The sequence below is a fragment of the Enterobacter sp. fkY84-1 genome, from assembly GCF_052974705.1.
In genome coordinates this window covers 757,362-781,225 of the sequence record NZ_CP169393.1, presented here as the reverse complement: position 1 = coordinate 781,225, position 23,864 = coordinate 757,362, and the positions used below count along the sequence as shown (strand labels likewise).

The following is a 23,864-nucleotide window of genomic DNA, read 5'->3' as shown; positions in this document are numbered from 1 at the left end:
AAAGCCGAATGCAAACCTGGCCAAACCCGTTTATTGAACAACGCGCCGACCCGTATATCCTGCGCCACGATGGGCAATATTACTTTATCGCCTCCGTGCCGCAGTACGACAGGCTGGCGATCCGCCGTGCAGACTCGCTGGAAGGCTTACGTCATGCCGCAGAGGTGGTGGTCTGGCGTAAACCCGACGCCGGACCAATGAGCCAGCTGATTTGGGCACCGGAACTGCACCACATTGACGGAAAGTGGTACATCTATTTTGCCGCGACGCACACCCAGGCGCTCGACGCGCTCGGGATGTTCCAGCACCGCATGTTTGCCATTGAATGTACCGACGACGATCCGCTCACCGGCAGGTGGGTAGAAAAAGGCCAGATAAAAACCCCGTTCGACACCTTCGCCCTGGACGCCACCACCTTTGTGCATCAGGGGAAACGCTGGTATCTGTGGGCGCAAAAAGCGCCGGACATCTCCGGGAACTCCAACCTTTATCTGTGTGAAATGGCGAACCCGTGGACGCTGAAAGGCGAGCCGGTGATGCTCAGCAAGCCGGAGTATGACTGGGAGTGTCGCGGGTTCTGGGTCAACGAAGGCCCGGCGGTGCTGTTCCATGGCAACAAACTGTTTATCAGCTACTCCGCCAGCGCCACCGACGAGAACTACTGCATGGGGCTGCTGTGGATAGACCTGAATGCCGATCCGCAAAACCCATTGAACTGGCACAAATCCCCGCGCCCCGTATTCGCCACCAGCTACGAAAATCGTCAGTACGGCCCGGGACACAACAGCTTTACGCAAACGCCGGAAGGGGAAGATGTGCTGGTGTATCACGCGCGGAACTACACCGAAATTGAGGGCGATCCGCTGTACGATCCAAACCGCCATACCCGCCTGAAGCGCGTCCGCTGGAATGAAAACGGGATGCCTGATTTCGGCATCCCGCCTGCGGACACGCTTTAATCGTTACGGCGCGCTGGCTTACACCAGCGTGCCGTAGATCGTCAGCAGCGCCACGATAACCACGACCACAAACGACGTTTTCTTCGCCATGGAGACAGCGGCTTTCGGCGTTTCAATCTTGTCGGTATGCGGCTCGCGCGCCAGCGAGAACTGCGCCAGACGCGTTAACACCTGATACTGCGACGTATGGCGGTCGGCAAGCGAGGCGAACCACGCGGGCAGCGCTTTTTCACCGTGGCCAATTAACGCGTACACCACGCCCACCAGACGCACCGGAAGCCAGTCAACCACGTGCAGGATGGCATCAATGCCGGACAGCAAACGCTCGTGCGGCGTCAGATAGCGAGCAAGCCAGGTCTGCCAGGCGCGCAGGAACGCATACCCCATCAGCAAGACCGGTCCCCATGGACCGCCCACCACAAACCAGAACAGCGGCGCCAGGTAGTAACGGAAGTTAATCCACAGCAGCGCGTTCTGCAGTTCGCGCAGGAACTCGCGCTCGTCGCAGTCCGGCGGCACGCCGTGGATCATCGTCAGCTCGCTCGCCATGGCATTGCGCGCATGGGCATCGTCACGGGAGGCGGCTTTAAGGTACGCGTGATAGTGCAAACGCACCTTGCCCGCACCAATGCACAGCACGCCGAGCAGGATCCACACCACCAGCAGCGGCACGTTGAAAAAGAGTCCATACAGCGAGCGCAGCAGCAGGAACGTAATCACCATCACACCCGCCATCATCAGCAGCGTGCGCAGCATGGAAAAGTGCTTGATACGGCGGAATAACACCTCCAGCCGGTGATCCAGATGCCAGTGCTCAGCGAGCTTGAACAGGCGTTCAGCGATGATAACCAGCAGCATAGTAAACAACGTCATGGTATCTCCTTATTCTGACGACGCGGTGAGCATGGCGCGGAACCGCGGCCAGTCAAATGCCGGGCCGGGATCGGTTTTTCTCGCCGGAGCGATATCGCTGTGCCCGGTAATATTGTCGGCGATGGCCGGGTAAAGTCCGATAAGCGTGCGGGTCACAGCCGCTAGCTGTTGATACTGTGAATCGGTGTAGGGCGTGGTATCCGTGCCTTCCAGTTCTATCCCGATAGAAAAATCGTTGCACCGTTCGCGCCCGTGATACATCGACACCCCGGCATGCCAGGCGCGCTTATCAAAGGGAACATACTGAACCACTTCACCATCGCGACGAATCAGGCAATGAGCCGACACGCGCAGATGCGCAATCTCAGCAAAGAAAGGATGGGCATCGGGATCTATCGTTCCCGTGAATAACGCATCGATCCACGGGCCGCCGAATTCCCCCGGCGGGAGACTAATATTATGAACCACCAGCAGTGTGGGCTTTTCATCCTCCGGGCGGCAGTCGTGGTGCGGCGAAGGCACATGCCGCGCATCCACCAGCCATCCGTTTTCTAACAACATGCTGGAACTCCTTATGTATGGTGCTGTTACTCGGTTCAGAGTAGCATGTTTCAATATTTTGATTCGTTACCAATTTGGAGTTTTATCATGCCGCCTCGCCGCTACAACCCCGACCACCGACGTGAAGCGCTTCTGGAACGTATTAATATGGATATTCCGGCAAGCGTTGCCCATGCTTTGAAAGAAGATCTGGGCGGTGACGTCAATGCCGATAAAGATATTACCGCACAATTGTTGCCGAAAGAGACGCGCTCCCACGCGGTCATTATCACCCGCGAAGAAGGTGTGTTTTGCGGCAAGCGCTGGGTTGAAGAGGTCTTTACCCAGCTGGCGGGCGATGATGTGCAGGTAACATGGCACGTGGAGGACGGCGATAGCGTCACGCCAAACCAGCCGCTGTTCGAGCTGGACGGCCCTTCCCGCGTCTTGCTGACCGGCGAACGTACCGCGCTTAATTTTGTACAAACGCTCTCTGGCGTCGCCAGCGAAGTGCGTCGTTACGTTGACCTGCTGGCCGGCACCCGAACCCAGCTGCTGGATACCCGCAAAACGCTGCCGGGCCTGCGCACGGCGCTGAAGTACGCGGTGCTCTGCGGCGGCGGCGCAAACCATCGTCTGGGCCTGTCCGACGCTTTCCTGATTAAAGAGAACCACATTATTGCATCGGGTTCCGTACGTCAGGCGGTGGAGAAGGCCTTCTGGCTGCATCCGGATGTGCCGGTTGAAGTAGAAGTGGAAAACCTGGACGAGCTGGAGCAGGCGATTAAGGCCGGGGCCGATATCATCATGCTCGATAACTTCGAAACCGAGCAGATGCGTGAGGCGGTAAAACTGACCAATGGCCGGGCTCAGCTCGAAGTCTCCGGAAACGTCACCTTCGAAACGATCCGTGAATTCGCCGAAACCGGCGTGGATTACATCTCCGTCGGCGCGCTGACCAAGCACGTTCGCGCCCTCGACCTCTCGATGCGTTTTAAATAGTGATTCCTCCCCTCTCCGCCTGGAGAGGGGAATTTCAGCCCCGCTCGCAAATCCGCTGTTCTTTCCTGCAACACCGCATTAATTCTCTGAACGCGCTTTCCCGTTCCCTTTTTTGCCCCTCGTTTCTGCCCTTTTGCGCTGACAGAGTAGCGCCACTTAACGTAAGGAGCAGATATGAACAGACAACACGGATTCACTCTTATTGAGCTGATGGTGGTCATCGGCATTATTGCGATTCTGAGCGCCATCGGCATACCTGCCTATCAGAACTACCTGCGCAAAGCGGCGCTGACCGATATGCTGCAAACCTTCGTTCCCTACCGCACCGCCATTGAACTTTGCGCGCTGGATCACGGTGGTGTGGAGAGCTGCGATGCCAACAGCAACGGCATCCCTTCCCCCACCACGACACGCTACGTTTCCGGAATGAGCGTAGCGAAAGGGATCGTGACCTTAACAGGACAGGAAAGTCTTAACGGGCTGGAAGTGGTCATGACGCCGCAGTGGAACAACGGCAACGGGATGACGGGCTGGACGCGCGTCTGCAACATCAGTGCTGATAGCGCTCTGAAGCAGGCCTGCGAAGACGTTTTCCGCTTCAACAATAACTGAGGAGCGGATAATGAATACCGATCAACTCGTGGCGCTTTGTCTTCGCCATCACGCACTGCTGCTATCCAGCGACAGTGAGAGGATCAACATTGCCGTCGTGGGAAAGCCCGCGACCGAACTCATGGAGGCGTTGCGTTTCGCGACCCAGAAACGGATTGATATTGAGTGCTGGAGCGCGGAGCGCATGGAAAAACACCGGCAGCTGACGTCTCAATCGCATCTGCCCGGCGTTTCGCAAACACACTCTACGGTAGATGTCCTTAACCACACGCTGCAGCAGGCAATCAACCAGCGCGCCTCTGATATTCATATCGAACCGATGGAGCACGCGTGCCAGATTCGTTTACGTATCGACGGCGTACTTTGTCCGCAGCCTCCGCTTGCCGCTGAACTGGCTAACCTGTTAAGCGCACGTTTAAAAGTGCTGGGTAACCTGGATATTGCAGAACGCCGGCTGCCTCAGGACGGCCAGTTTACGATTGAACTGGCCAATGAGCCGGTCTCGTTTCGGATCGCGACGCTTCCCTGCAGCGGCGGCGAAAAAATTGTGCTGCGCCTCCTGCATCAGGTTCCGCAGGCCCTTGAGCCGAAAGCGCTTGGCATGAATGCTGAACAGCTGGCCTGTTTTAATGCGGTTCTCCACCAGCCGCAGGGGCTGATTCTGGTCACCGGCCCTACCGGCAGCGGCAAAACCGTGACGCTGTACAGCGCTTTGCAGTCGCGTAACACCCCTGACGTCAACATCTGCAGCGTGGAAGATCCTATTGAGATCCCCCTTGCCGGATTAAACCAGACGCAGATTAATCCCCGGGCGGGTTTAACCTTCCAGAACGTGCTGCGCGCACTGCTACGTCAGGATCCCGACATCATTATGGTCGGCGAAATCCGTGACGGAGAAACGGCCGGGATTGCCATTAATGCTGCCCAGACCGGGCATCTGGTGCTGTCGACCCTGCACACCAACTCGACGACGGAAACGCTGATTCGCCTGGAGCAGATGGGCGTCGCGCGCTGGATGATTTCTTCCGCGCTGACGATGGTGATTGCCCAGCGACTGGTCCGGCGTTTGTGCCCACATTGTCGCCGGGAAACCCGCGATCAGGCTCAACTACCTCGCTCAGTATGGCCCCGGCCGCTTCCACGCTGGCAGCCCACCGGCTGCGATCGCTGTTATCACGGCTTTTATGGCCGCGTGGCCATTTTTGAAGTACTCGCCATCGACAATGCCCTCCGGCAGGCCATTGCCAGCGGGGCGGGAACTGACGTCATAGAGGCGAGCGCCCGGCAGGCGGGGATGGTTTCTCTTTTTGAACACGGCTGCAGGGCCGTCGAACAAGGGCTAACCACGATTGAAGAGTTGTTGCGCGTCCTGGGAATGCCCAATGGCGGCTAATCAGCTCTGGCGCTGGCGTGCGCTCACCAAAGATGGAGAGCCCCGAAGCGGGACACTCTGGGCCACAGACCGCAATGCGGCCTTCACCCGGCTGATGCGTAACGACCTCCATCCTCTGACGCTGACCCGATGCGCGCAGCGACACCGCTGGCGTCCACACCACTGCGGCGAGATGTTTCATCAGCTCGCCTCGCTGCTGCAGGCTGGGCTGACGCTGTCCCACAGCCTGCAAATGCTGGCAGAGCAACATCCGTCAAAACCGTGGCAGGCGCTGCTGCAAAGCATTGCCGATGAGCTCAGTGAAGGATGCCCGTTTTCTGAGTCGCTAAAAAAGTGGCCAGCCGTTTTTAGCCCGCTGCATGTCTCGATGGTGAAAACCGGAGAGCTGACGGGGAAGCTGGAGGTGTGCTGTCGTCAGCTCGCGCAGCAACAAAAAGCGCAGCAGCAGCTCAGTGCAAAAGTGAAAAAGGCGCTGCGCTACCCGGCGATCGTCCTGACGCTGGCTGTGCTCGTCGTGCTGGCGATGGTCACTCTGGTCCTGCCCGAGTTTGCCGCGATCTACAAAACGTTTAATACCCCGCTTCCCGTGCTGACACAGATGGTTATGGGGATGGCCGCCTTTATGCAGTCATATGCCCTTGCGTTGTTCGTCCTGCTATTAGCCCCCTTAGCCGTCGCCTGGGCTCTGCGGCAGAATCCTCGCTGGCAGTGCATCCTGCTGCATACGCCCGTGATGGGCGCACTGGCAAAAGGTCAAAAGCTGGGACACGTCTTTACCGTGCTGTCACTCACGCAACAGGCGGGTATCCCCTTTTTACAGGGCCTGGAGAGCGCCGAGGAGACCGTTGAAAGTCAGTACTGGCAGGGAATACTGCGCGGCGTGCGGGAGGACATTGAAAAAGGCCTTCCCGTCTGGTCATCCTTTCAAAGAGCGGCAATCTTTACCCCGCTCTGTGTTCAGCTTTTACGAACCGGTGAAATGTCAGGTGCGCTGGATATCATGCTGGCAAACCTTGCCCGCCATCATACGGAACAGACCTTTCAACGTGCAGAGAATCTGGCGGCGCTTCTGGAGCCAGTGCTTCTGATAGTGACGGGGGTCATTATTGGTACGCTGGTGGTAGCAATGTACCTGCCGATATTCCACCTGGGAGATGCGATGAGTGCGGGATAATACAACAGGGCTGGCGCACGGGCATGCGCCAGCAATAGCCATTACAGGCTGTTGAATACGCGGTTTTCTTGTTCCTGAACGCGAATAAACGTCGTACGCTTTGTCAGCTCTTTCAGGCGGGAGGCGCCAACGTAGGTGCAGGCAGAGCGCAGGCCGCCGAGGATATCGCGTGCGGTGTTTTCAACCGGACCGCGCAGAGGCAGCTTGACGGTTTTACCTTCTGCCGCACGGTATTTTGCCACGCCGCCGACGTGACGGGTCATCGCAGACTCAGAGCTCATGCCGTAGAACAGCATAAATTTCTCGCCGTTCTCTTCTACTACGGTACCGCCGCTCTCTTCATGGCCTGCCAGCATACCGCCGAGCATCACGAAGTCCGCGCCGCCGCCGAAGGCCTTTGCAACATCACCCGGCATGGTGCAACCACCGTCGCTGATGATCTGGCCGCCCAGACCGTGCGCCGCATCGGCACATTCAATGACGGCAGAGAGCTGCGGATAACCGACGCCGGTTTTGACGCGCGTGGTGCATACGGAGCCCGGACCGATGCCCACTTTCACGATATCGGCACCGGAGAGGATCAGCTCTTCACACATTTCACCGGTCACCACGTTGCCCGCGATGATGGTTTTCGTCGGCCAGGCCTCACGCGCCTTGCTGACGAACTGTACGAAGTGCTCGGAGTAACCGTTCGCTACATCAATACAAACGAAGTTCAGCGCCGGGTTAGCCTTCAGAATCTGTTTGGTCTTCTCGAAATCCGCATCGGAGGTACCGGTGGAGACCATCACGTGCTTCACCACATCAGCAGAGGCGGACGCCACAAACGCATCCCACTCTTCAGGGCTGTAATGTTTGTGCACGGCGGTGAGGATGTCGAACTGTGCCAGCGCGGTTGCCATCTCAAAGGTTCCCACAGTATCCATGTTGGCAGCGATGATCGGCACGCCAGACCAGGTCTGACCGGAATGCTTAAAGGTGAATTGACGTTCGAGTTCAACGTCTGAGCGACTTTTCAGTGTAGAGCGTTTAGGGCGGATAAGAACGTCTTTGAAACCTAACTTCAGATCTTCTTCGATACGCATGTGCGGATTCCTGGGGTTAGAGGCAAATATGTTAAAAGCACAACTCCAGTGACGCTATCATACGCACTAATACCTGCTCCGCAAGACTGCGAAATTCTCTTTTTTTACGCTACAATCCTATAAATTTACCTGGTAAAAAGCCGGTAAACAGGGCTAAACAGTTGCTGGCGCACCTGAGAGTTTTAATAAACTGATTTTAATAATGAATAATTCCCAGGATTTGATTTAATGGGGTATATCGTTGCATTAACCGGTGGCATCGGTAGTGGCAAAAGTACCGTTGCAGACGCGTTTTCTCGTTTGGGTATCACGATTATCGATGCCGATATTATTGCCCGCCAGGTGGTAGAGCCCAATACACCCGCGCTTAAGGCCATCGCAGAACATTTTGGCCAGGCAATCATCAATGCCGATGGCACGCTAAATCGCCGTCAGCTTCGCGAATGCATTTTTTCCGATTCAGCGGAAAAAGCCTGGCTTAATGCCCTGCTCCATCCCATTATCCACCAGGAAACACAGCGTCAGATAGCCGAAGCCCGCTCGCCCTATGTCTTGTGGGTGGTTCCGCTGCTGGTGGAAAATCAGCTGCATCAGAAAGCCGATCGGGTACTGGTGATTGATGTCGCACCCGAGACGCAAATCCAGAGAACCATGATGCGAGACCACGTCTCGCGCGAGCATGCTGAACATATTCTCGCCGCTCAGGCCACGCGCGCTCAGCGCCTTGCCGTGGCGGATGATGTTATTGATAATAACGGCGCACCAGATGCTATTGCATCGGATGTTGCCCGTCTGCACGCGCAGTATCTGACGCTAGCCGGGCAGGCCGTTGCACAGGAAAAACCATAATGTCGACTCACATCCTTTTTGAGCATCCGCTCAACGAAAAAATGCGTACCTGGCTGCGCATCGAATTCCTCATTCAGCAGCTTTCACAACATCTGCCGGTTAACGATCACGCTACGGCGTTGCACTTCTTCCGCAATGTAGGCGATCTGCTGGATGTGATTGAACGCGGCGATGTCCGCACAGAATTGCTTAAAGAGCTGGAGCGCCAGCAGCGTAAATTGCAGGCATGGGCTGAGGTTCCGGGGGTGGACGTAAGCCGTATCGATTCCCTTCGTCAGCAGCTTAAAACCAGCAGCAGCATCCTGATGGCCGCACCGCGCGTCGGGCAGTTTTTGCGTGAGGACCGCCTGATTGGCCTGGTGCGCCAGCGCCTGAGCATCCCTGGCGGTTGCTGCAGCTTCGACCTGCCGACGCTGCATATGTGGCTCCATATGCCACAAGCCCAGCGTGACGCGCAGGTGAACAGCTGGCTGGCAAGCCTGGAGCCGATGCACCAGACGCTGTCGCTGATCCTCGATCTGATCCGTAACTCGGCGCCGTTCCGCAAGCAAACCAGCCTGAACGGTTTCTACCAGGACAACGGTGATGATGCCGATCTTCTGCGCCTGAATTTATCGCTTGGCGAACAGCTTTATCCGCAAATTTCCGGGCATAAGAGCCGCTTTGCGATTCGCTTTATGCCGCTGGACAGCGAAAATGGCACCGTGCCGGAACGCCTCGATTTTGAACTGGCCTGTTGTTAAGGAGTGCCGATGTCTGATGTCACCACCGTAAACTGCCCGACCTGTGGCAAAACCGTTGTCTGGGGCGAAGTGAGTCCGTTCCGCCCATTCTGCTGCAAACGCTGCCAGCTTATTGACCTGGGCGAATGGGCGGCGGAAGAGAAACGCATTCCGAGTAAAGGCGATCTTTCGGACAGCGATGACTGGAGTGAAAGCCAGCAGTAATCCGTAAAGCCTGCTGGCGCGTCGCTTAGCAGGCCTTCGGTTGTTCGACTAACCGCAGGATCACAGGTTCATTAGCTGGCGGGAATTTTTCAGCATCACTTGCCTGAAGCTCCACCCAGTTACCCGGCTGCCCCTCTTTCCCCCAGGGTTCACCTTCCCAGTTTTCCACCAGCCAGAACCACAGCGTGATGTGTCTGTCCGGAAACTGGTATTCAAGCTTATCAAACAGCGTTGCGCCAAGCGGGGTGATCCCCACCTCCTCCTGAAGCTCGCGAACCAGCGCCTCTTCCGGCGTTTCACCTGACTCGATTTTACCGCCTGGAAACTCCCACTTGTTCGCCATATGGGCGTCGGCAGCGCGCTGGGTGATGAAGATTTGATTTTGCGGGTTGCGAATAATCCCGACGGCAATTTGCAGTATTTTCATATTGTCACTTCCATAAAAAAGGCGCAGAAATCTGCGCCTTTTTGTTTTTTTATGAACTTAGCTCAGACGGCCGTGGCACGCCTTGTACTTTTTACCAGAACCGCACGGGCATGGATCGTTACGACCCACTTTACGATCGCCGGTTTGCGCGGCGATCGCCGCTGCGGCTTCGCTGTCGTCGGTCTGATGGCTCAGCTGTTGCATTTGTGCCAGACGCTCGGCTTCTTCACGACGCTGCTGCTCCATCGCTTCCACCTCTTCCGGCATACGCACCTGAACCTTGCTCAGGGTGCTGATGACTTCATACTTCAGCGACTCAAGCATAGAGGCAAACATGGAGAAGGACTCACGCTTGTATTCCTGCTTCGGATCTTTCTGCGCATAGCCACGCAGGTGGATACCCTGACGCAGGTAGTCCATCGCCGCCAGGTGCTCTTTCCACAGGGAGTCCAGCGTCTGCAGCATCACGCCTTTTTCGAAGTGACGCATCATCTCAGCGCCAACGACCTCTTCCTTGCGCTTGTAGACGTCCAGCGCGGTTTCGTAGATACGCTCGCGCAGGGTCTCTTCGTGCAGCTCAGGCTCTTTATCCAGCCACTCTTTGATTGGCAGGTCGAGGTCGAAGTCGTTTTTCAGGCGTTCCTGCAGGCCTTCGATGTCCCACATCTCTTCCAGAGACTGCGGCGGAATGTGCGCATCAATCGTGGCTTTAAACACATCTTCGCGAATGCTGTTGATGGTTTCGCTCACGTCGGACACGTCCAGCAGTTCGTTACGCTGGGTGTAGATCGCACGGCGCTGATCGTTAGCCACGTCATCGTATTCCAGCAGCTGCTTACGAATATCGAAGTTGCGGCTTTCCACTTTACGCTGTGCGTTCGCGATCGCTTTGGTAACCCACGGGTGCTCAATGGCTTCACCCGGCTTCATGCCCAGCTTACGCATCATGCCGGACACGCGGTCGGAGGCGAAAATACGCATCAGCGCATCTTCCATCGACAGGTAGAAGCGGGAAGAACCGGCATCACCCTGACGACCTGCACGACCACGCAGCTGGTTATCGATACGACGCGATTCGTGACGCTCGGTACCGATAATGTGCAGACCGCCGGATGCCAGCACCGCGTCGTGACGCACCTGCCAGTCGGCCTTAATCTGAGCAATCTGTTCAGGCGTTGGGTTTTCCAGCTCAGCCACCTCGGCCTGCCAGCTACCGCCCAGCATAATATCGGTACCACGACCCGCCATGTTGGTGGCGATGGTTACCGCAGCCGGATAACCTGCCTGCGCAACAATATCCGCTTCTTTGGCGTGGAATTTGGCGTTCAGTACGTTGTGCTTGATGCCCGCTTTCGTCAGCTCGTGAGAAACCACTTCGGATTTTTCAATGGAGATGGTCCCCACCAGAACCGGCTGGCCTTTAGCAGTACGTTCGCGAATATCTTCGATGATTGCCTGAATTTTTTCCGCTTCGGTCATGTACACCAGGTCCGGCATGTCCTTACGGATCATTGGACGGTTGGTTGGAACGACAACGGTATCCAGCTTGTAGATAGAGCTGAATTCAAACGCTTCGGTATCGGCTGTACCGGTCATGCCCGCCAGCTTCTCGTACAGACGGAAGTAGTTCTGGAAGGTGATAGAGGCCAGCGTCTGGTTTTCGTTTTGAATATCCACGCCTTCTTTGGCTTCTACAGCCTGGTGCAGACCGTCAGACCAGCGACGTCCCTGCATGGTACGACCGGTGTGCTCATCGACAATGATCACTTCGCCGTCTTTTACGATGTAGTCGACGTCGCGGGTGAACAGCGCGTGGGCACGCAGCGCAGCGGTCACATGGTGCATCAGCATGATGTTGCTTGGGGAGTACAGAGACTCGCCCTCTTCCATAATGCCTTCAGCCACCAGCAGCTCTTCGATTTTCACCAGACCACGCTCGGTCAGGTTCACCTGGCGCGCTTTTTCATCCACGGAGAAGTGACCTTCACCCTGGAAGGTATCCGAGTCTTCTTTCTCCTGGCGCAGCAGGTGTGGAATGATTTTGTCGACTTTACGGTACATCTCGGAGCTGTCTTCAGCCGGGCCGGAGATGATAAGCGGAGTACGCGCTTCATCGATCAGGATGGAGTCCACCTCATCCACCAGCGCGTAGTGCAGCTTACGCTGGACGCGCTCTTCAGGGCTGAACGCCATGTTGTCACGCAGGTAGTCGAAGCCGTATTCGTTGTTGGTACCGTAGGTAATGTCCGCGTTATACGCTTCACGCTTGGCTGGTGCAGGCAGGCCAGACATGTTGATGCCGACGGTCATGCCGAGGAATTCGAACAGTGGACGGTTGTTTTCGGCGTCACGCTGCGCCAGATAGTCGTTGACGGTAACGACGTGAACGCCTTTACCGGTCAACGCATTCAGGTAAGCCGGCAGCGTTGCGGTCAGGGTTTTACCTTCACCGGTACGCATTTCCGCGATGCAGCGTTCGTTAAGCACCATCCCGCCCAGCAGCTGAACGTCGAAGTGACGCATGCCGAACACGCGCTTACTTGCTTCACGGACGACCGCAAATGCTTCCGGGATCAGGCTTTCTAAGGTTTCACCTTTTTCCAGACGCGCACGGAATTCCGCCGTTTTCGCTTTCAGCTCATCATCAGAGAGCTTCTCCATCGCCGGTTCCATACCGTTGATGACGGCAACAGCTTTGCGCATACGGCGCAGGGTACGATCGTTACGACTACCAAAAACTTTAGTTAATAATTTGATTAGCATAATAAATTCTCAAACGCCCCATCATGGGCAGATAAATTAAGGTATTGAAAAAGTTAATTTAGCTGAGGCGTTGAGGCCCGGCGCGAATGCCGTGAACCTGGCTAATCCAGGTTGAAACAGAGAATGAAACAGGAGGAACGAGCGCGCGTTGCGCCGTCTGGCGAACCATAACCGGCGGCTGGCTGTCCTGCGTGAGCAGCGCGTTGAGCGTGTCCAGCAGGGCAAGATGCTGCGCCTGCACCGGCAGCGCCTCTTCCGCAACAGGCATTGCCTGCGGCGCCATCGCGAAGGAGAGATGGCGGATAACCGTGCGGATAGCGTGCTGGTGCCAGTAATCAACGGAGAAATTCGGGCGGCGACTGGCTTCAAGCCAGGCGAGATTTGTAAAGTTAACCCGCGTATTGAGATCGTGTTTGCTGGTAGAGGTCTTCGTCGGCGTCGCCGCTTCGGCACTGTTGCTGAGCACAGGCAAGCCGAAACTCGCCGCGACCATCCCTAATAAGAGATGCGGCCAGAAGTAACGTCTGCCAAATTGTCGCCAGCGCGTCAGTATTCCGCTCACTTGCTCCACCACATAAGCCAGCCTGTTACAGGCTATCTTCAGTTATTTTTTTAAGCGCCCAGATATTACCACTAAAGCCAATACACATCAGCAGGAATGAGGCGCCGCCGCGGGGAAAAACGGTCAAGAATGCAGCTAACGCACACACTTTCTACGCAGGACAGACTAGAAATAACGCTGGGACAAACAAAGAAGGGTAAAAATAAAAACGACTGGTCTTCCTGGCCGGAGAGAGTACCAGGTTAACCAGTCGATTTTTTACGAAACGGCGTGAACCGTTACGCCAGAACCATGCTTGGCGCTTTGAAAGCCAACGGCAGTTCTGCTTCGTCTTCGAAGGTCACATATTCCCAGGCTTCCTGTTTTGCCAGGACGGCCTGCAACAGTTTGTTGTTCAGCGCATGACCGGATTTGAACGCGGTAAATGCACCAATGATGTTGTGACCACACATGAACAGGTCGCCGATAGCGTCCAGCATTTTGTGACGAACGAATTCATCTTCGAAACGCAGGCCGTCTTCGTTCAGTACGCGATAATCGTCAACAACGATGGCACAATCGAAGCTGCCGCCCAGGCACAGGCCGCGGGACTGCAGATATTCGATATCACGCATGAAGCCAAACGTACGGGCTCGGCTGATCTGGCGCATAAACGCATCGGCAGAGAAGTTCATCGCATAGCGCTGGGTGCTGGAATCAATCGCCGGATGGTTAAAGTCGATGGTAAAGTCCAGCGAGAAACCATTGTACGGTTTGAATTCAGCCCACTTGTCGCCATCTTCGACGCGAACGGTCTCTTTGATGCGAACAAATTTCTTCGCGCAGTTCAGTTCTTCGATGCCAGCATCCAGCAGCAGATAGACGAACGGTGCAGCACTGCCATCCATAATCGGGATTTCTGGCGCATCGACTTCAACAATAATGTTGTCGATACCCAGACCCGCCAGGGCGGCGTTCAGGTGCTCTACGGTAGAAATCCGCACGTCATGCTCGTTCACCAGACAAGTACAGAGCATAGTATCACGCACAGATTTGGCATCGGCCGGAAAATCTACCGGTGGATTCAAGTCGGTGCGACGATAGATGACCCCGGTATTGGCCGGCGCAGGGCGTAACGTCAGCGTGACTTTCTTGCCGGTATGTAAACCGACACCCGTCGCCTGAACGATACGTTTAAGTGTCCTTTGTTTGATCATCGTATAATCTCGCCAAATTAACTATCCAACCGAGAGTGTATATCACTAACGGTGGGCCAGTTTAGCACAAAGAGCGCAAATCCCCTAATTCCAGCCAATTCTTAATCAGCTTGCTTACGCAGGAACGCCGGGATATCCAGATAATCTGGCTCTTTCGCCGTTTGCGGCGTTGGGTCGTTCACCACTTTCGCGGCCGGTTTCTGCTCCTGAGTCAGCGGAGACATACCGTGCTGCTGGTAACGATCCATTACCGGTTGCTGAGTCTGCTTGTTAGTTACTAAGGTGATCTCAGGACGCTTGTCCATACCGATACCGGTTGCAACAACGGTAACACGCAGCTCGTCGTTCATTTCAGGGTCAAGTGAAGTACCGATTACCACGGTAGCGTTGTCAGAGGCGAACGCACGGATGGTGTTACCCACGGTTTCGAACTCATCCAGACGCAGGTCAAAGCCAGCGGTAATGTTGACCAGCACGCCGCGCGCACCAGACAGGTCGATATCTTCCAGCAGTGGAGAAGAGATAGCCATTTCAGCCGCTTCTTCTGCACGGTCTTCGCCGCTCGCCACGCCAGAGCCCATCATCGCGTAGCCCATTTCGGACATCACGGTGCGAACGTCTGCAAAGTCAACGTTCATCAGGCCAGGACGGGTAATCAGTTCAGCGATACCCTGAACCGCGCCTTTCAGCACGTCGTTTGCTGCGCCGAAGGCGTCAAGCAGGGAGATACCGCGACCCAGAACCTTCAACAGTTTGTCGTTCGGGATGGTGATCAGCGAGTCCACATGTTTGGACAGCTCGGTGATACCCTGCTCCGCGAAGGCCATACGCTTCTTGCCTTCAAAATTGAAAGGCTTGGTCACGACAGCAACGGTCAGAATACCTAAATCTTTAGCAACTTCAGCCACAACAGGTGCTGCGCCGGTACCGGTACCGCCACCCATACCTGCTGCGATGAAGACCATGTCCGCACCTTCCAGTGCAGCGCGCAGGGCTTCACGATCTTCTTCAGCCGCATTGCGACCCACTTCCGGGTTAGCCCCAGCTCCCAGCCCTTTGGTGATACCACCGCCGATCTGGATAGTCTGGCCTACCGCCGTCTTACGCAGTGCCTGCGCATCGGTGTTAACCGCGAAGAATTCAACACCTTCAATGCGTTCACGCACCATATGCTCTACGGCGTTACCGCCGCCGCCACCGACGCCGATGACTTTAATCACCGCGTCGTTGGTCAGTTCCATAGGTTCAAACATAATTTCTCTCTCCGTTGTGCCTGTCGCCCGAGACCGCTAATTCTCTCCGGTCTCTTAAAAAAATTAAAACTCTTTTCGCAACCAGTTGTTCAGTCGTTTGACCCACGACCCCACTGAGACGCGTTTTTCCACTTCCGCTTCACCACTGAGATGAGATTCCTTCCCGTAGTGGAGCAGGCCCACAGCCGTTGAATAATACGGCTCCTGAGCATAATCCGTTAAACCGGTGATATTCAGCGGCGCACCAATACGCACCTGCGTATGGAACACGCGCTGTGCACAGGCCGCAAGACCTTCAATTTGCGCTGCACCGCCGGTTAATACAATCCCCGCCGCAAGATGATGCTTGACGCCCTGCTGACGAAGCTGTTCCTGTAACTGTAAAATTTCTTCGTTGACCAGGTTGAGCAGCTCGGTATAGCGCGGCTCGATCACCTCTGCCAACGTCTGGCGCTGCAGGCTGCGCGGTGGACGACCACCGACGCTTGGCACTTCAACGCTCTCATCTTTGCCAACAATAGAGCCCAGCGCACAGCCGTGGCGCACTTTAATCGCTTCTGCATCGCTCGGTGGCGTACCAAAAGCGTAAGCAATATCGCTGGTCACGACGTTTCCTGCGTACGGGATCACTTTGGTGTGGCGCAACGCACCGCCGGTATACACGGCCATGTCCATTGTACCACCACCAATATCGACCACACAGACACCCAGTTCACGTTCATCTTCGGTCAGCACGGAATAACTTGCCGCCAGACCGGCGAAAATAAGTTGGTCAACTTTCAGGCCACAACGTTCAACGGCTTTTACAATGTTCTTCGCCATATCGTTGTGACATGTGATCAGGTGCACTTTTGCCTGCATACGAACGCCTGACAGACCAACCGGGTTTTTGATCCCTTCCTGGTAGTCAATCGCATATTCCTGCGGGATCACGTGCAATACGCGATGCTCATCGCGAACACGCACGGACTTCGCCGTATGCACAACGTTTTCAACGTCTTCCTGCGTCACTTCCTCTTCGGAAATCGGCACCATGCCGATTTCGTTCTGGCAGCTAATGTGCTTACCAGAAAGGGCAAGATAGACAGAAGAAATCTGGCAATCTGCCATCAATTCAGCCTGATCGATGGCGCGCTGGACGCATTTCACCACCGATTCAAGATCGTTTACCCCACCTTTATCCATACCACGTGACGGGCAACTGCCCACGCCAATGATATTGACCATACCGTCGGGCAGAACTTCCCCTACTAAAGCGGCAACCTTCGCGGTGCCAATCTCCAGTCCAACTACCAGTTTTCTGTCCGTCGCCTTGATCATTGTTGTTCTGCCTGTACCTGTGCCTGATTCTGTTGCTGATTAGGTTCCTCGACCGGAGCCGGTACCCAACCGACTGCTGCGCCTGAGTCATAGCGCAAATCAACGTAGCTTATCCGTTTGCCGTCAGTCTGTGCCTGCTGCTGTAAAACCGGGTAAAGTTCGACAAAACGCGCCAGACGCTTCATGGTGTCCCCGCGTCCCAGGTTGAGCTTAATGCCGTTCGTTAACGTAAGCTGCCAGGAGCGGCGCGCCGTCATTGCAGCATCTTTTAACGTAAACCTGTCCTTCGCCAGCACCTGGCCCATTTCACGAAAACCCTGTAAAACCTCGTTTTCGCTGCCTTCAGGGCCATACAACATCGGTAAATTCTGCTTGTTGACACGATCGGTCGGGACGCTGAAGGAATTTCCGTCGACGTCAACCATGTGCTGATCATTCCAACGCGCAATGGGCACATATTCAACCAGATGAATCTTCAATTCATCAGGCCATTGCTTTCTTACGCTCGCCTGTTTTATCCATGGCAGACGTTCAATCTGGCTCTGGATAATATTGACGTCCTGCGTCATAAAGGTGCCAGGCGAACCCAGCGCCAGTATTGACTGGCGAATATCGTCGTTACGCGTGTAGTGACGCTCACCGGTGACCACCAGCTTAGAAAGCGGCAACCGCTGCGCATCTTCCATCCAGCCCAGGACCATCCAGCCGCTGATAAACACGGTGCACAGCACCCCGAGCAGGAAAATGATGCCTGCAAGACGCGTTCCATTACTGCGGCGTGAAGAGGTGTATTCTTCCTCGTCATCGCGGTTGCGCGTGTTCAATGCAGCCTGAGACATATCAGCCCGCCTGGTCCAGAATGCGTACGACTAACTGCGAGAAGCTCATCCCCGCCTGACGCGCAGCCATCGGCACAAGGCTGTGGCTCGTCATACCCGGAGAGGTGTTGGCTTCCAGCAGATAAAACTGTCCATCCCGGTCCTGCATCACATCGATGCGTCCCCAGCCCTGGCAACCCAGAACATGCCAGGCTTTAAGCACCAGGGACTGTAAATCGGCTTCACGCTCAGCTTCAAGACCACTTGGGCAGAAATATTGCGTCTCATCAGAGAGATACTTCGCCTCATAATCATAGAAGACTCCGGCGGGTTGGATACGGATTGACGGTAAAATTTCTTCGCCAAGCATCGCGACGGTAAATTCCGGCCCGCTAAGCCATTTTTCTATCAGAACTTCATCATCATGTTGAAATGCCAGCGCTAAAGCGGACGCTAAATCGTCAGCTTTGTCGACTTTGGACATTCCCACGCTGGAGCCTTCCCGGCTGGGCTTTACAATAACCGGTAAGCCCAGTTCAGCAATGCGTGCATTAACGCTATCCGGCAGGCCCAATTCAAATTCGCGACGCGTCAGTGCCACCCATGGCGCAACAGGTAAACCTGCGCCCTGCCACAGCAGCTTGCTGCGCAGTTTATCCATAGAGATAGCAGACGCCATCACGCCGCTGCCGGTGTATGGCAGACCGATCAGATCCAGAAGCCCCTGCAGGGTGCCGTCTTCGCCGCCACGACCGTGTAAAGCGATAAAGACTTTATCGAAGCCCATGGCTTTTAACTGCGTCACGTCGACCTCTTTTGGATCGACCAGGTGCGCATTGACGCCACCTTCACGCAGGCCCGCCAGTACAGCGGCGCCTGAATTCAGGGAAACCTCGCGCTCGGCGGAGGTGCCGCCAGACAGGACAGCAATCTTATCAGCCATGATGCTCATCCTCCTGGTTTTGCGGCTTCAGTTTGATTTCAGCTAAGGTACGGGCGATTTTGCCGATATTTCCCGCACCCTGAATCAGAATCAGATCGTTACCTGTCAGGACCGGTGCCAGAATTTCCGCCACCTGCGCAGGGTCAGAAACCAGAATAGGGTCAACTTTACCGCGTCCACGAATGGTGCGACACAGAGAACGGCTGTCTGCACCAGGAATCGGCGTCTCGCCTGCGGCGTACACATCCAGCATTAACAGGGTGTCTACCTGTGACAGGACGCTGGCGAAATCGTCATACAGATCGCGTGTACGCGTGAAGCGGTGCGGCTGGAACACCATCACCAGATTTTTATCTGGCCAGCCTGCACGAGCGGCTTTAATGGTGGCGTCCACTTCGGTCGGATGGTGGCCATAGTCGTCCACCAGCATCGCCGTACCGGCTTTACCGTTCACGGCATCCAGCGGGAATTCACCGAGGAAATCGAAACGACGCCCGGTGCCCTGGAAGCTTTCCAGTGCGCGCAGAATCGCATCATCATCAATGCCTTCTTCCGTCGCGACGGCCACTGCCGCTGCGGCATTGAGCGCGTTATGGCGCCCTGGCGCATTCAGCGTCACGTGCAGCAGCTCTTTGTCCTGACGCGCCAGCGTGAAGTGTCCCTGCGCGCCAATCTGTTTGTACTCTTCCACGCGGACGTCAGCGTCTTCGCTGAAGCCGTAGGTGGTGATTTGACGACCCACGCGCGGCAGCAACTCGCGGATCACCGGATCGTCCACGCACATCACCGCGCGCCCGTAGAACGGCAGGTTGTGCAGGAAGTTGATAAAGGTCTGCTTTAAGTTCTCGAAGTCACCCTGGTAGGTATCCATATGGTCAGCTTCGATGTTGGTGACAATCGCCACCATCGGCTGCAGGTGCAGGAACGACGCGTCGCTCTCGTCCGCTTCAGCAATCAGATAACGACTGTGGCCCAGACGCGCATGTACGCCCGCGGCTTTGACCAGGCCGCCGTTGACGAACGTCGGGTCGAGACCCGCTTCTGCATAAATACTGGAAACCATCGCCGTGGTCGTGGTTTTACCGTGGGTCCCGGCAATCGCGATGCCGTGGCGGAAACGCATCAGTTCCGCCAGCATTTCGGCACGGCGGATCACCGGAATGCGCGCGTCATGCGCGGCAACGATTTCCGGGTTGTCAGAGGAGATGGCGCTTGAGACCACGACCACGCTCGCATCGCGCACGTTTTCCGGGCGATGGTTGAAATAGATAGTCGCCCCAAGCGACGCCAGCTGCTGCGTTACAGGGTTTGGCGCCAGGTCAGACCCGCTGATCTGATAGCCTTCGTTAGCTAACACTTCGGCAATACCGCCCATGCCGGCACCACCGATGCCAACAAAGTGAATGTGCCGGACGCGACGCATCTCGGGCACGATTGAACGCAGTTTTGCCAGTTGTTGTGTATTCATTCTCTAAACGCCATCGACTACTTAAAATTCGTGCAGCGCAACACGCGCTGCGAGGGTTAAGCCTGGGCTGCCAGGCTCACTTCTTTTGCCACCCGTTCCGTCGCATCAGGGATAGCCGCCGCGCGCGCGCGTTCAGCCATCTCAAGCAATACGTCTCTGTTCCAGCCCGCCAGGGTGGTGGCGACCGCGTCGGCGGTAAATTGTGGCTGCTCAAAAATTTTCGCCGCACCGGCTTTCTCAAGCGGCAGGGCATTCCAGTACTGCTGTCTGTCTTTGTGCTGGAAAGGCACAAACAGGGCTGGCAGACCCGCGGCAGCGATTTCGCTTACCGTTAAGGCGCCAGAACGACAGACCACGACATCGGCCCAGGCATATGCTGCCGCCATGTCGTCGATAAATTCCGTCACGTTATGCTGCGGCTGCCCCGCCTCGGCGTAAGCCTGCTCAACGGTCTGCTGAGCGCCTTTTCCGCTCTGGTGCCAGATGGTGACGGCATCCCCCAGCTTTGCAGCAACCTGCGGCATCGTCTGGTTTAAAATGCGTGCCCCCTGAGAGCCACCGACGACCAGCACACGAACCGGCCCTTCACGGCCCGCCAGGCGAGCGTCCGGCAGCGGCAGCGCCAGCACGTCCACACGGACCGGGTTACCTACCACGTCCGCTTTCGGGAACGCGCCGGGAAACGCCTGCATGACTTTGGTGGCGATTTTCGCCAGCCACTTGTTGGTCAGACCGGCAATACCGTTCTGCTCATGCAGTACGACGGGAATACCTAACGACCATGCTGCCAGCCCGCCCGGCCCCGAGACATAGCCGCCCATGCCCAGCACCACATCGGGCTTAAAGCGCTTCATAATGGTGCGCGCCTGACGCCAGGCGTTAAAAATGCGCACCGGAGCCAGCAGCATTGCCTTGAGGCCTTTGCCGCGCAGGCCGGAAATACGAATAAAGTCGATCTCAATACCGTGTTTCGGTACCAGGTCGGCCTCCATGCGGTCTGCGGTTCCCAGCCAGCGTACCTGCCAGCCCTGATCCATTAAATGGTGCGCAACCGCCAGTCCCGGGAACACATGTCCGCCGGTACCGCCTGCCATCACCATTAACCGCTTCGGTTGATTCATCGTGAACCTCGTGTAAACGCCTGGGCTTTTTCCAGACGCGTTTCATAATCTATGCGCAACAACAGCATGATGGCCGTCGACATAATCAACAGACTGGAACCACCATAACTGATCAGCGGCAACGTCAGACCTTTGGTCGGCAGCATACCCGCTGCGGCCCCGACGTTAACCAATGCCTGGAAACTAAACCAGATACCAATTGAGCAGGCCAGGAAGCCTGAGAAACGGTGATCGATCTCCAGCGCTTTCCGGCCGATGGACATGGCGCGGAAAGCGACGAAGAATACCATTAATAGCGCTAATACCACACCGATATAACCCAGTTCTTCCGCAATAATGGAGAAGATGAAGTCAGTATGCGCTTCCGGTAAATACTCCAGTTTCTGTACCGAGTTACCCAGCCCCTGTCCCCAGAGCTCACCACGACCAAAGGCCATGAGTGACTGCGTCAGCTGATAACCGCTGCCGAACGGGTCTTCCCACGGGTTCCAGAAAGAGGTCACGCGGCGAATACGGTAAGGCTCGGCGAGGATCAGCAGCACAACCGCTGAAATCCCCATCCCAATGATGGCGATGAACTGCCACAGCTTCGCGCCCGCCAGGAACAGCATGGCCAGCGTGGTCACAAACAGTACCACCACGGTACCGAGGTCAGGCTGCGCCAGCAGTAAGACCGCCAGCACCAGAATCACGCCCATCGGTTTTAAGAAGCCGCGCAGGTTGTTACGCACTTCATCTACTTTACGCACCAGGTAGTTCGCCAGGTAGCAGAAAAGGGAGAGCTTGGTAAATTCCGCAGGCTGAATACGCAGCGGGCCAAAGGCGATCCAGCGTGATGCCCCGTTTACGGAGCTCCCCACCACCAGAACGATCAGCAGCATAATGATCGAGGCGATCAGCATGGCCGTACTGTGCCGCTGCCAGAACTCCATCGGTAGACGCAAGGTCACCAGCGCCAGGCAGAATGCCAGGATGATGTACAGACCATCACGTTTGGCAAACAGGAAAGGATCGTTCGCCAGACGCTGCCCGACGGGCATTGACGCTGACGTCACCATAATAAAGCCGACCGCCGCGAGCCCCATTGTGAGCCAGAACAGCGTGCGGTCGTACATGATCAGGCTGTCGTTATCTTTTTGACGAGAGCCCATCACCCAGCCTTTAAGCGCCGCAAACAACCACACCAGGATCCCAAATCCTGGCAGGCGCGGCATTTTCAGGCGAGGGAGAGATAAACGCATCAGCCTAACTCCTTCGCCAGGCGGGTAAAGACATCACCACGCTGTTCGAAATTCTTGAATTGATCCAGACTTGCACAGGCCGGAGAGAGCAGCACCATATCACCCGGCTTCACGCGAGGGGCAATCAGCCGCATCGCCTGTTCCATGGTTTCGGTTTGCTCGGCGATCTCAGGGCGCAGTTCAGCCAGCTCGCTGCCGTCACGGCCGAAGCAGTAGAGACGGATGTTATCGCCGGAGAGATACGGCTTCAGGGACGAGAAATCAGCTGACTTACCGTCGCCACCCAGCAGCAGATGCAGGGTACCGTCAACGTGCAGCCCGTTCAGCGCGGCCTCCGTGCTGCCCACGTTGGTGGCTTTGGAGTCGTTGATCCAGCGCACGCCGTTGTGCTCCAGCGCCAGCTGGAAACGGTGCGCCAGGCCAGAAAACGTGGTTAACGCTTTCAGACTCGAGGAGCGCGGCAGCCCCACGGCATCCGCCAGCGCCAGCGCCGCCAGCGCATTGGTATAGTTGTGCTGACCAGAGAGCTTCATCTCTTTCACGTTCAGCACTTTCTCACCTTTCACGCGCAGCCAGGTTTCACCCAGCTGGCGGTTCAGATGGTAATCCCCCATGGTGATGCCAAAACTGATGCAGCGCTCGTCTGCGCCACGCACCGGCATGGTCAGCGCATCATCGGCGTTCACCACGCAGACTTTGGCATTCTCATAAACGCGCAGCTTGGCGGCACGGTACTGCTGCAGACCAAAGGGATACCTGTCCATATGATCTTCAGTCACGTTGAGGATCGTCGCAGCGGCAGCATGCAGGCTGGAGGTCGTTTCCAGCTGGAAGCTGGAAAGCTCGAGAACATACAGTTCACAGCCTTTATCCAGCAGCATCAGAGCAGGCAAACCAATGTTACCGCCAACGCCGACGTTCATGCCCGCCGCTTTCGCCATTTCCCCCACCAGGGTGGTGACGGTGCTTTTACCGTTAGAACCGGTAATCGCGATAACGGGAGCCTGCGCTTCGCGGCAGAACAGCTCGATATCGCCAACAATCTCAACGCCCGCATCTGCGGCAGCGCTCAGGGAAGGATGCGCCAGCGCCATACCCGGGCTGGCGACAATCAGATCGGCTGCCAGCAGCCAGTCATCATTCAGACCACCCAGGTGGCGTTCAACCTGTTCCGGCAGCTTGTCCAGACCCGGCGGAGAGACACGCGTATCCATCACGCGCGGCGTCACGCCACGCGCGAGGAAAAAGTCCACGCAGGAGAGCCCCGTGAGGCCCAACCCGATGATAACGACTTTTTTGCCCTGGTAATCTGCCATGA

Annotated in this window: 23 protein-coding genes; 8 read left to right on the top strand and 15 right to left on the bottom strand. The window is 56.2% G+C overall.

Translation table 11 applies throughout. The annotated features are described in order from the left end of the window. Positions 1 to 8 precede the first annotated feature (8 nt). Entirely contained in the window at positions 9 to 959 is a 951-nt protein-coding gene (locus tag ACEPLT_RS03665; protein WP_063616183.1) for a glycoside hydrolase family 43 protein, read from the top strand. 18 nt (positions 960 to 977) lie between these two features. On the opposite strand, the gene ampE is transcribed toward ACEPLT_RS03665, so the two are convergent. Both ampE and ampD read right to left on the bottom strand, forming a co-directional pair. Next, positions 978 to 1,832, bottom strand: a complete 855-nt coding sequence (gene ampE / locus ACEPLT_RS03660) for a beta-lactamase regulator AmpE (protein ID WP_447088331.1) — start codon at positions 1,830 to 1,832, stop codon at positions 978 to 980. Between the two features lie 9 nt (positions 1,833 to 1,841). Next, on the bottom strand, positions 1,842 to 2,393 hold the full coding sequence (ampD, locus tag ACEPLT_RS03655; protein WP_008501965.1) for a 1,6-anhydro-N-acetylmuramyl-L-alanine amidase AmpD: 552 nt from the start codon (positions 2,391 to 2,393) through the stop codon (positions 1,842 to 1,844). Positions 2,394 to 2,480: 87 nt separating this feature from the next. Here ampD and nadC point away from each other — a divergent pair, with 87 nt between their 5' ends. The 4 genes from nadC (at position 2,481) to hofC (ending at position 6,553) form a co-directional block, all read left to right on the top strand. Continuing rightward, positions 2,481 to 3,374, top strand: a complete 894-nt coding sequence (nadC, locus tag ACEPLT_RS03650; RefSeq protein ID WP_021240514.1) for a carboxylating nicotinate-nucleotide diphosphorylase — start codon at positions 2,481 to 2,483, stop codon at positions 3,372 to 3,374. Positions 3,375 to 3,548: 174 nt separating this feature from the next. Then, positions 3,549 to 3,986 carry a prepilin peptidase-dependent pilin gene (ppdD, locus tag ACEPLT_RS03645; protein ID WP_021240515.1) on the top strand — a complete coding sequence of 146 codons (438 nt, stop codon included), beginning with the start codon at positions 3,549 to 3,551 and terminating at the stop codon, positions 3,984 to 3,986. A 10-nt stretch (positions 3,987 to 3,996) separates the two neighbouring features. Next, positions 3,997 to 5,379: a type II secretion system protein GspE gene (gene gspE / locus ACEPLT_RS03640; protein ID WP_023326701.1), complete on the top strand. Its 1,383-nt coding sequence runs from the start codon at positions 3,997 to 3,999 to the stop codon at positions 5,377 to 5,379. Beyond that, complete coding sequence (hofC, locus tag ACEPLT_RS03635; RefSeq protein WP_232928466.1) at positions 5,369 to 6,553, top strand: protein transport protein HofC; 1,185 nt, start codon at positions 5,369 to 5,371, stop codon at positions 6,551 to 6,553. Before gspE ends, hofC begins: the two co-directional genes overlap by 11 nt. A gap of 41 nt (positions 6,554 to 6,594) precedes the next feature. Here the strand turns inward: hofC and ACEPLT_RS03630 are convergent, their stop codons facing one another. Continuing rightward, positions 6,595 to 7,638 carry a GMP reductase gene (locus tag ACEPLT_RS03630; RefSeq protein ID WP_023293282.1) on the bottom strand — a complete coding sequence of 348 codons (1,044 nt, stop codon included), beginning with the start codon at positions 7,636 to 7,638 and terminating at the stop codon, positions 6,595 to 6,597. Positions 7,639 to 7,866: 228 nt separating this feature from the next. On the opposite strand from ACEPLT_RS03630, the gene coaE reads away from it, so the two are divergent. The 3 genes from coaE to yacG are packed head-to-tail and all read left to right on the top strand — an operon-like array spanning position 7,867 to position 9,434. After that, the gene (gene coaE / locus ACEPLT_RS03625; protein ID WP_008501971.1) at positions 7,867 to 8,487 is read left to right on the top strand and encodes a dephospho-CoA kinase; all 621 of its coding nucleotides are present in this window, start codon (positions 7,867 to 7,869) and stop codon (positions 8,485 to 8,487) included. Further along, a complete protein-coding gene (zapD, locus tag ACEPLT_RS03620) occupies positions 8,487 to 9,230 on the top strand; it encodes a cell division protein ZapD (RefSeq protein WP_008501972.1) in 744 nt (247 codons plus the stop codon). Before coaE ends, zapD begins: the two co-directional genes overlap by 1 nt. A 9-nt stretch (positions 9,231 to 9,239) precedes the next feature. After that, positions 9,240 to 9,434, top strand: coding sequence for a DNA gyrase inhibitor YacG (gene yacG, locus ACEPLT_RS03615; RefSeq protein ID WP_021240519.1), 195 nt, complete (start codon positions 9,240 to 9,242; stop codon positions 9,432 to 9,434). Positions 9,435 to 9,459: 25 nt separating this feature from the next. On the opposite strand, the gene mutT is transcribed toward yacG, so the two are convergent. The 12 genes from mutT to murD form a co-directional block, all read right to left on the bottom strand. Beyond that, positions 9,460 to 9,861 carry an 8-oxo-dGTP diphosphatase MutT gene (mutT, locus tag ACEPLT_RS03610; RefSeq protein ID WP_039265675.1) on the bottom strand — a complete coding sequence of 134 codons (402 nt, stop codon included), beginning with the start codon at positions 9,859 to 9,861 and terminating at the stop codon, positions 9,460 to 9,462. Between the two features lie 57 nt (positions 9,862 to 9,918). Beyond that, the gene (gene secA / locus ACEPLT_RS03605) at positions 9,919 to 12,624 is read right to left on the bottom strand and encodes a preprotein translocase subunit SecA (protein WP_021240521.1); all 2,706 of its coding nucleotides are present in this window, start codon (positions 12,622 to 12,624) and stop codon (positions 9,919 to 9,921) included. A 58-nt stretch (positions 12,625 to 12,682) separates the two neighbouring features. Further along, positions 12,683 to 13,186, bottom strand: a complete 504-nt coding sequence (gene secM / locus ACEPLT_RS03600; RefSeq protein ID WP_074164300.1) for a secA translation cis-regulator SecM — start codon at positions 13,184 to 13,186, stop codon at positions 12,683 to 12,685. 278 nt (positions 13,187 to 13,464) lie between these two features. Beyond that, the gene (gene lpxC / locus ACEPLT_RS03595) at positions 13,465 to 14,382 is read right to left on the bottom strand and encodes a UDP-3-O-acyl-N-acetylglucosamine deacetylase (RefSeq protein ID WP_008501977.1); all 918 of its coding nucleotides are present in this window, start codon (positions 14,380 to 14,382) and stop codon (positions 13,465 to 13,467) included. A 101-nt stretch (positions 14,383 to 14,483) separates the two neighbouring features. Next, on the bottom strand, positions 14,484 to 15,635 hold the full coding sequence (gene ftsZ, locus ACEPLT_RS03590) for a cell division protein FtsZ (RefSeq protein ID WP_008501978.1): 1,152 nt from the start codon (positions 15,633 to 15,635) through the stop codon (positions 14,484 to 14,486). A 63-nt stretch (positions 15,636 to 15,698) separates the two neighbouring features. Next, positions 15,699 to 16,955 carry a cell division protein FtsA gene (gene ftsA / locus ACEPLT_RS03585; protein WP_006173845.1) on the bottom strand — a complete coding sequence of 419 codons (1,257 nt, stop codon included), beginning with the start codon at positions 16,953 to 16,955 and terminating at the stop codon, positions 15,699 to 15,701. Next, positions 16,952 to 17,794 (bottom strand): cell division protein FtsQ, encoded by an 843-nt coding sequence (gene ftsQ, locus ACEPLT_RS03580; protein WP_008501979.1) that lies wholly within the window; start codon positions 17,792 to 17,794, stop codon positions 16,952 to 16,954. The genes ftsA and ftsQ overlap by 4 nt, the downstream gene beginning before the upstream one ends. 1 nt (position 17,795) lies before the next feature. After that, the gene (locus ACEPLT_RS03575) at positions 17,796 to 18,716 is read right to left on the bottom strand and encodes a D-alanine--D-alanine ligase (protein ID WP_021240523.1); all 921 of its coding nucleotides are present in this window, start codon (positions 18,714 to 18,716) and stop codon (positions 17,796 to 17,798) included. Continuing rightward, the gene (gene murC, locus ACEPLT_RS03570) at positions 18,709 to 20,184 is read right to left on the bottom strand and encodes a UDP-N-acetylmuramate--L-alanine ligase (RefSeq protein WP_023326695.1); all 1,476 of its coding nucleotides are present in this window, start codon (positions 20,182 to 20,184) and stop codon (positions 18,709 to 18,711) included. The genes ACEPLT_RS03575 and murC overlap by 8 nt, the downstream gene beginning before the upstream one ends. Positions 20,185 to 20,240: 56 nt before the next feature. Further along, the gene (gene murG, locus ACEPLT_RS03565; RefSeq protein WP_021240525.1) at positions 20,241 to 21,305 is read right to left on the bottom strand and encodes an undecaprenyldiphospho-muramoylpentapeptide beta-N-acetylglucosaminyltransferase; all 1,065 of its coding nucleotides are present in this window, start codon (positions 21,303 to 21,305) and stop codon (positions 20,241 to 20,243) included. Beyond that, positions 21,302 to 22,546, bottom strand: coding sequence for a cell division protein FtsW (ftsW, locus tag ACEPLT_RS03560; protein WP_008501983.1), 1,245 nt, complete (start codon positions 22,544 to 22,546; stop codon positions 21,302 to 21,304). The genes murG and ftsW overlap by 4 nt, the downstream gene beginning before the upstream one ends. After that, on the bottom strand, positions 22,546 to 23,862 hold the full coding sequence (gene murD, locus ACEPLT_RS03555; RefSeq protein WP_023345434.1) for a UDP-N-acetylmuramoyl-L-alanine--D-glutamate ligase: 1,317 nt from the start codon (positions 23,860 to 23,862) through the stop codon (positions 22,546 to 22,548). Before murD ends, ftsW begins: the two co-directional genes overlap by 1 nt. Positions 23,863 to 23,864 lie beyond the last annotated feature (2 nt).

What these genes read in the sequence shown, in the direction of transcription:
- secA (WP_021240521.1), bottom strand. Translation starts at nt 12,624, where the DNA reads ATGCTAATCAAATTATTAACTAAAGTTTTTGGTAGTCGTAACGATCGT.
- ampD (WP_008501965.1), bottom strand. Translation starts at nt 2,393, where the DNA reads ATGTTGTTAGAAAACGGATGGCTGGTGGATGCGCGGCATGTGCCTTCG.
- murC (WP_023326695.1), bottom strand. Translation starts at nt 20,184, where the DNA reads ATGAATACACAACAACTGGCAAAACTGCGTTCAATCGTGCCCGAGATG.
- ftsZ (WP_008501978.1), bottom strand. Translation starts at nt 15,635, where the DNA reads ATGTTTGAACCTATGGAACTGACCAACGACGCGGTGATTAAAGTCATC.
- coaE (WP_008501971.1), top strand. Translation starts at nt 7,867, where the DNA reads ATGGGGTATATCGTTGCATTAACCGGTGGCATCGGTAGTGGCAAAAGT.
- murG (WP_021240525.1), bottom strand. Translation starts at nt 21,305, where the DNA reads ATGAATCAACCGAAGCGGTTAATGGTGATGGCAGGCGGTACCGGCGGA.
- zapD (WP_008501972.1), top strand. Translation starts at nt 8,487, where the DNA reads ATGTCGACTCACATCCTTTTTGAGCATCCGCTCAACGAAAAAATGCGT.
- ftsW (WP_008501983.1), bottom strand. Translation starts at nt 22,546, where the DNA reads ATGCGTTTATCTCTCCCTCGCCTGAAAATGCCGCGCCTGCCAGGATTT.
- ppdD (WP_021240515.1), top strand. Translation starts at nt 3,549, where the DNA reads ATGAACAGACAACACGGATTCACTCTTATTGAGCTGATGGTGGTCATC.
- yacG (WP_021240519.1), top strand. Translation starts at nt 9,240, where the DNA reads ATGTCTGATGTCACCACCGTAAACTGCCCGACCTGTGGCAAAACCGTT.
- nadC (WP_021240514.1), top strand. Translation starts at nt 2,481, where the DNA reads ATGCCGCCTCGCCGCTACAACCCCGACCACCGACGTGAAGCGCTTCTG.
- ACEPLT_RS03665 (WP_063616183.1), top strand. Translation starts at nt 9, where the DNA reads ATGCAAACCTGGCCAAACCCGTTTATTGAACAACGCGCCGACCCGTAT.
- lpxC (WP_008501977.1), bottom strand. Translation starts at nt 14,382, where the DNA reads ATGATCAAACAAAGGACACTTAAACGTATCGTTCAGGCGACGGGTGTC.
- murD (WP_023345434.1), bottom strand. Translation starts at nt 23,862, where the DNA reads ATGGCAGATTACCAGGGCAAAAAAGTCGTTATCATCGGGTTGGGCCTC.
- ACEPLT_RS03630 (WP_023293282.1), bottom strand. Translation starts at nt 7,638, where the DNA reads ATGCGTATCGAAGAAGATCTGAAGTTAGGTTTCAAAGACGTTCTTATC.
- ACEPLT_RS03575 (WP_021240523.1), bottom strand. Translation starts at nt 18,716, where the DNA reads ATGGCTGATAAGATTGCTGTCCTGTCTGGCGGCACCTCCGCCGAGCGC.
- ftsQ (WP_008501979.1), bottom strand. Translation starts at nt 17,794, where the DNA reads ATGTCTCAGGCTGCATTGAACACGCGCAACCGCGATGACGAGGAAGAA.
- mutT (WP_039265675.1), bottom strand. Translation starts at nt 9,861, where the DNA reads ATGAAAATACTGCAAATTGCCGTCGGGATTATTCGCAACCCGCAAAAT.
- ampE (WP_447088331.1), bottom strand. Translation starts at nt 1,832, where the DNA reads ATGACGTTGTTTACTATGCTGCTGGTTATCATCGCTGAACGCCTGTTC.
- gspE (WP_023326701.1), top strand. Translation starts at nt 3,997, where the DNA reads ATGAATACCGATCAACTCGTGGCGCTTTGTCTTCGCCATCACGCACTG.
- hofC (WP_232928466.1), top strand. Translation starts at nt 5,369, where the DNA reads ATGGCGGCTAATCAGCTCTGGCGCTGGCGTGCGCTCACCAAAGATGGA.
- ftsA (WP_006173845.1), bottom strand. Translation starts at nt 16,955, where the DNA reads ATGATCAAGGCGACGGACAGAAAACTGGTAGTTGGACTGGAGATTGGC.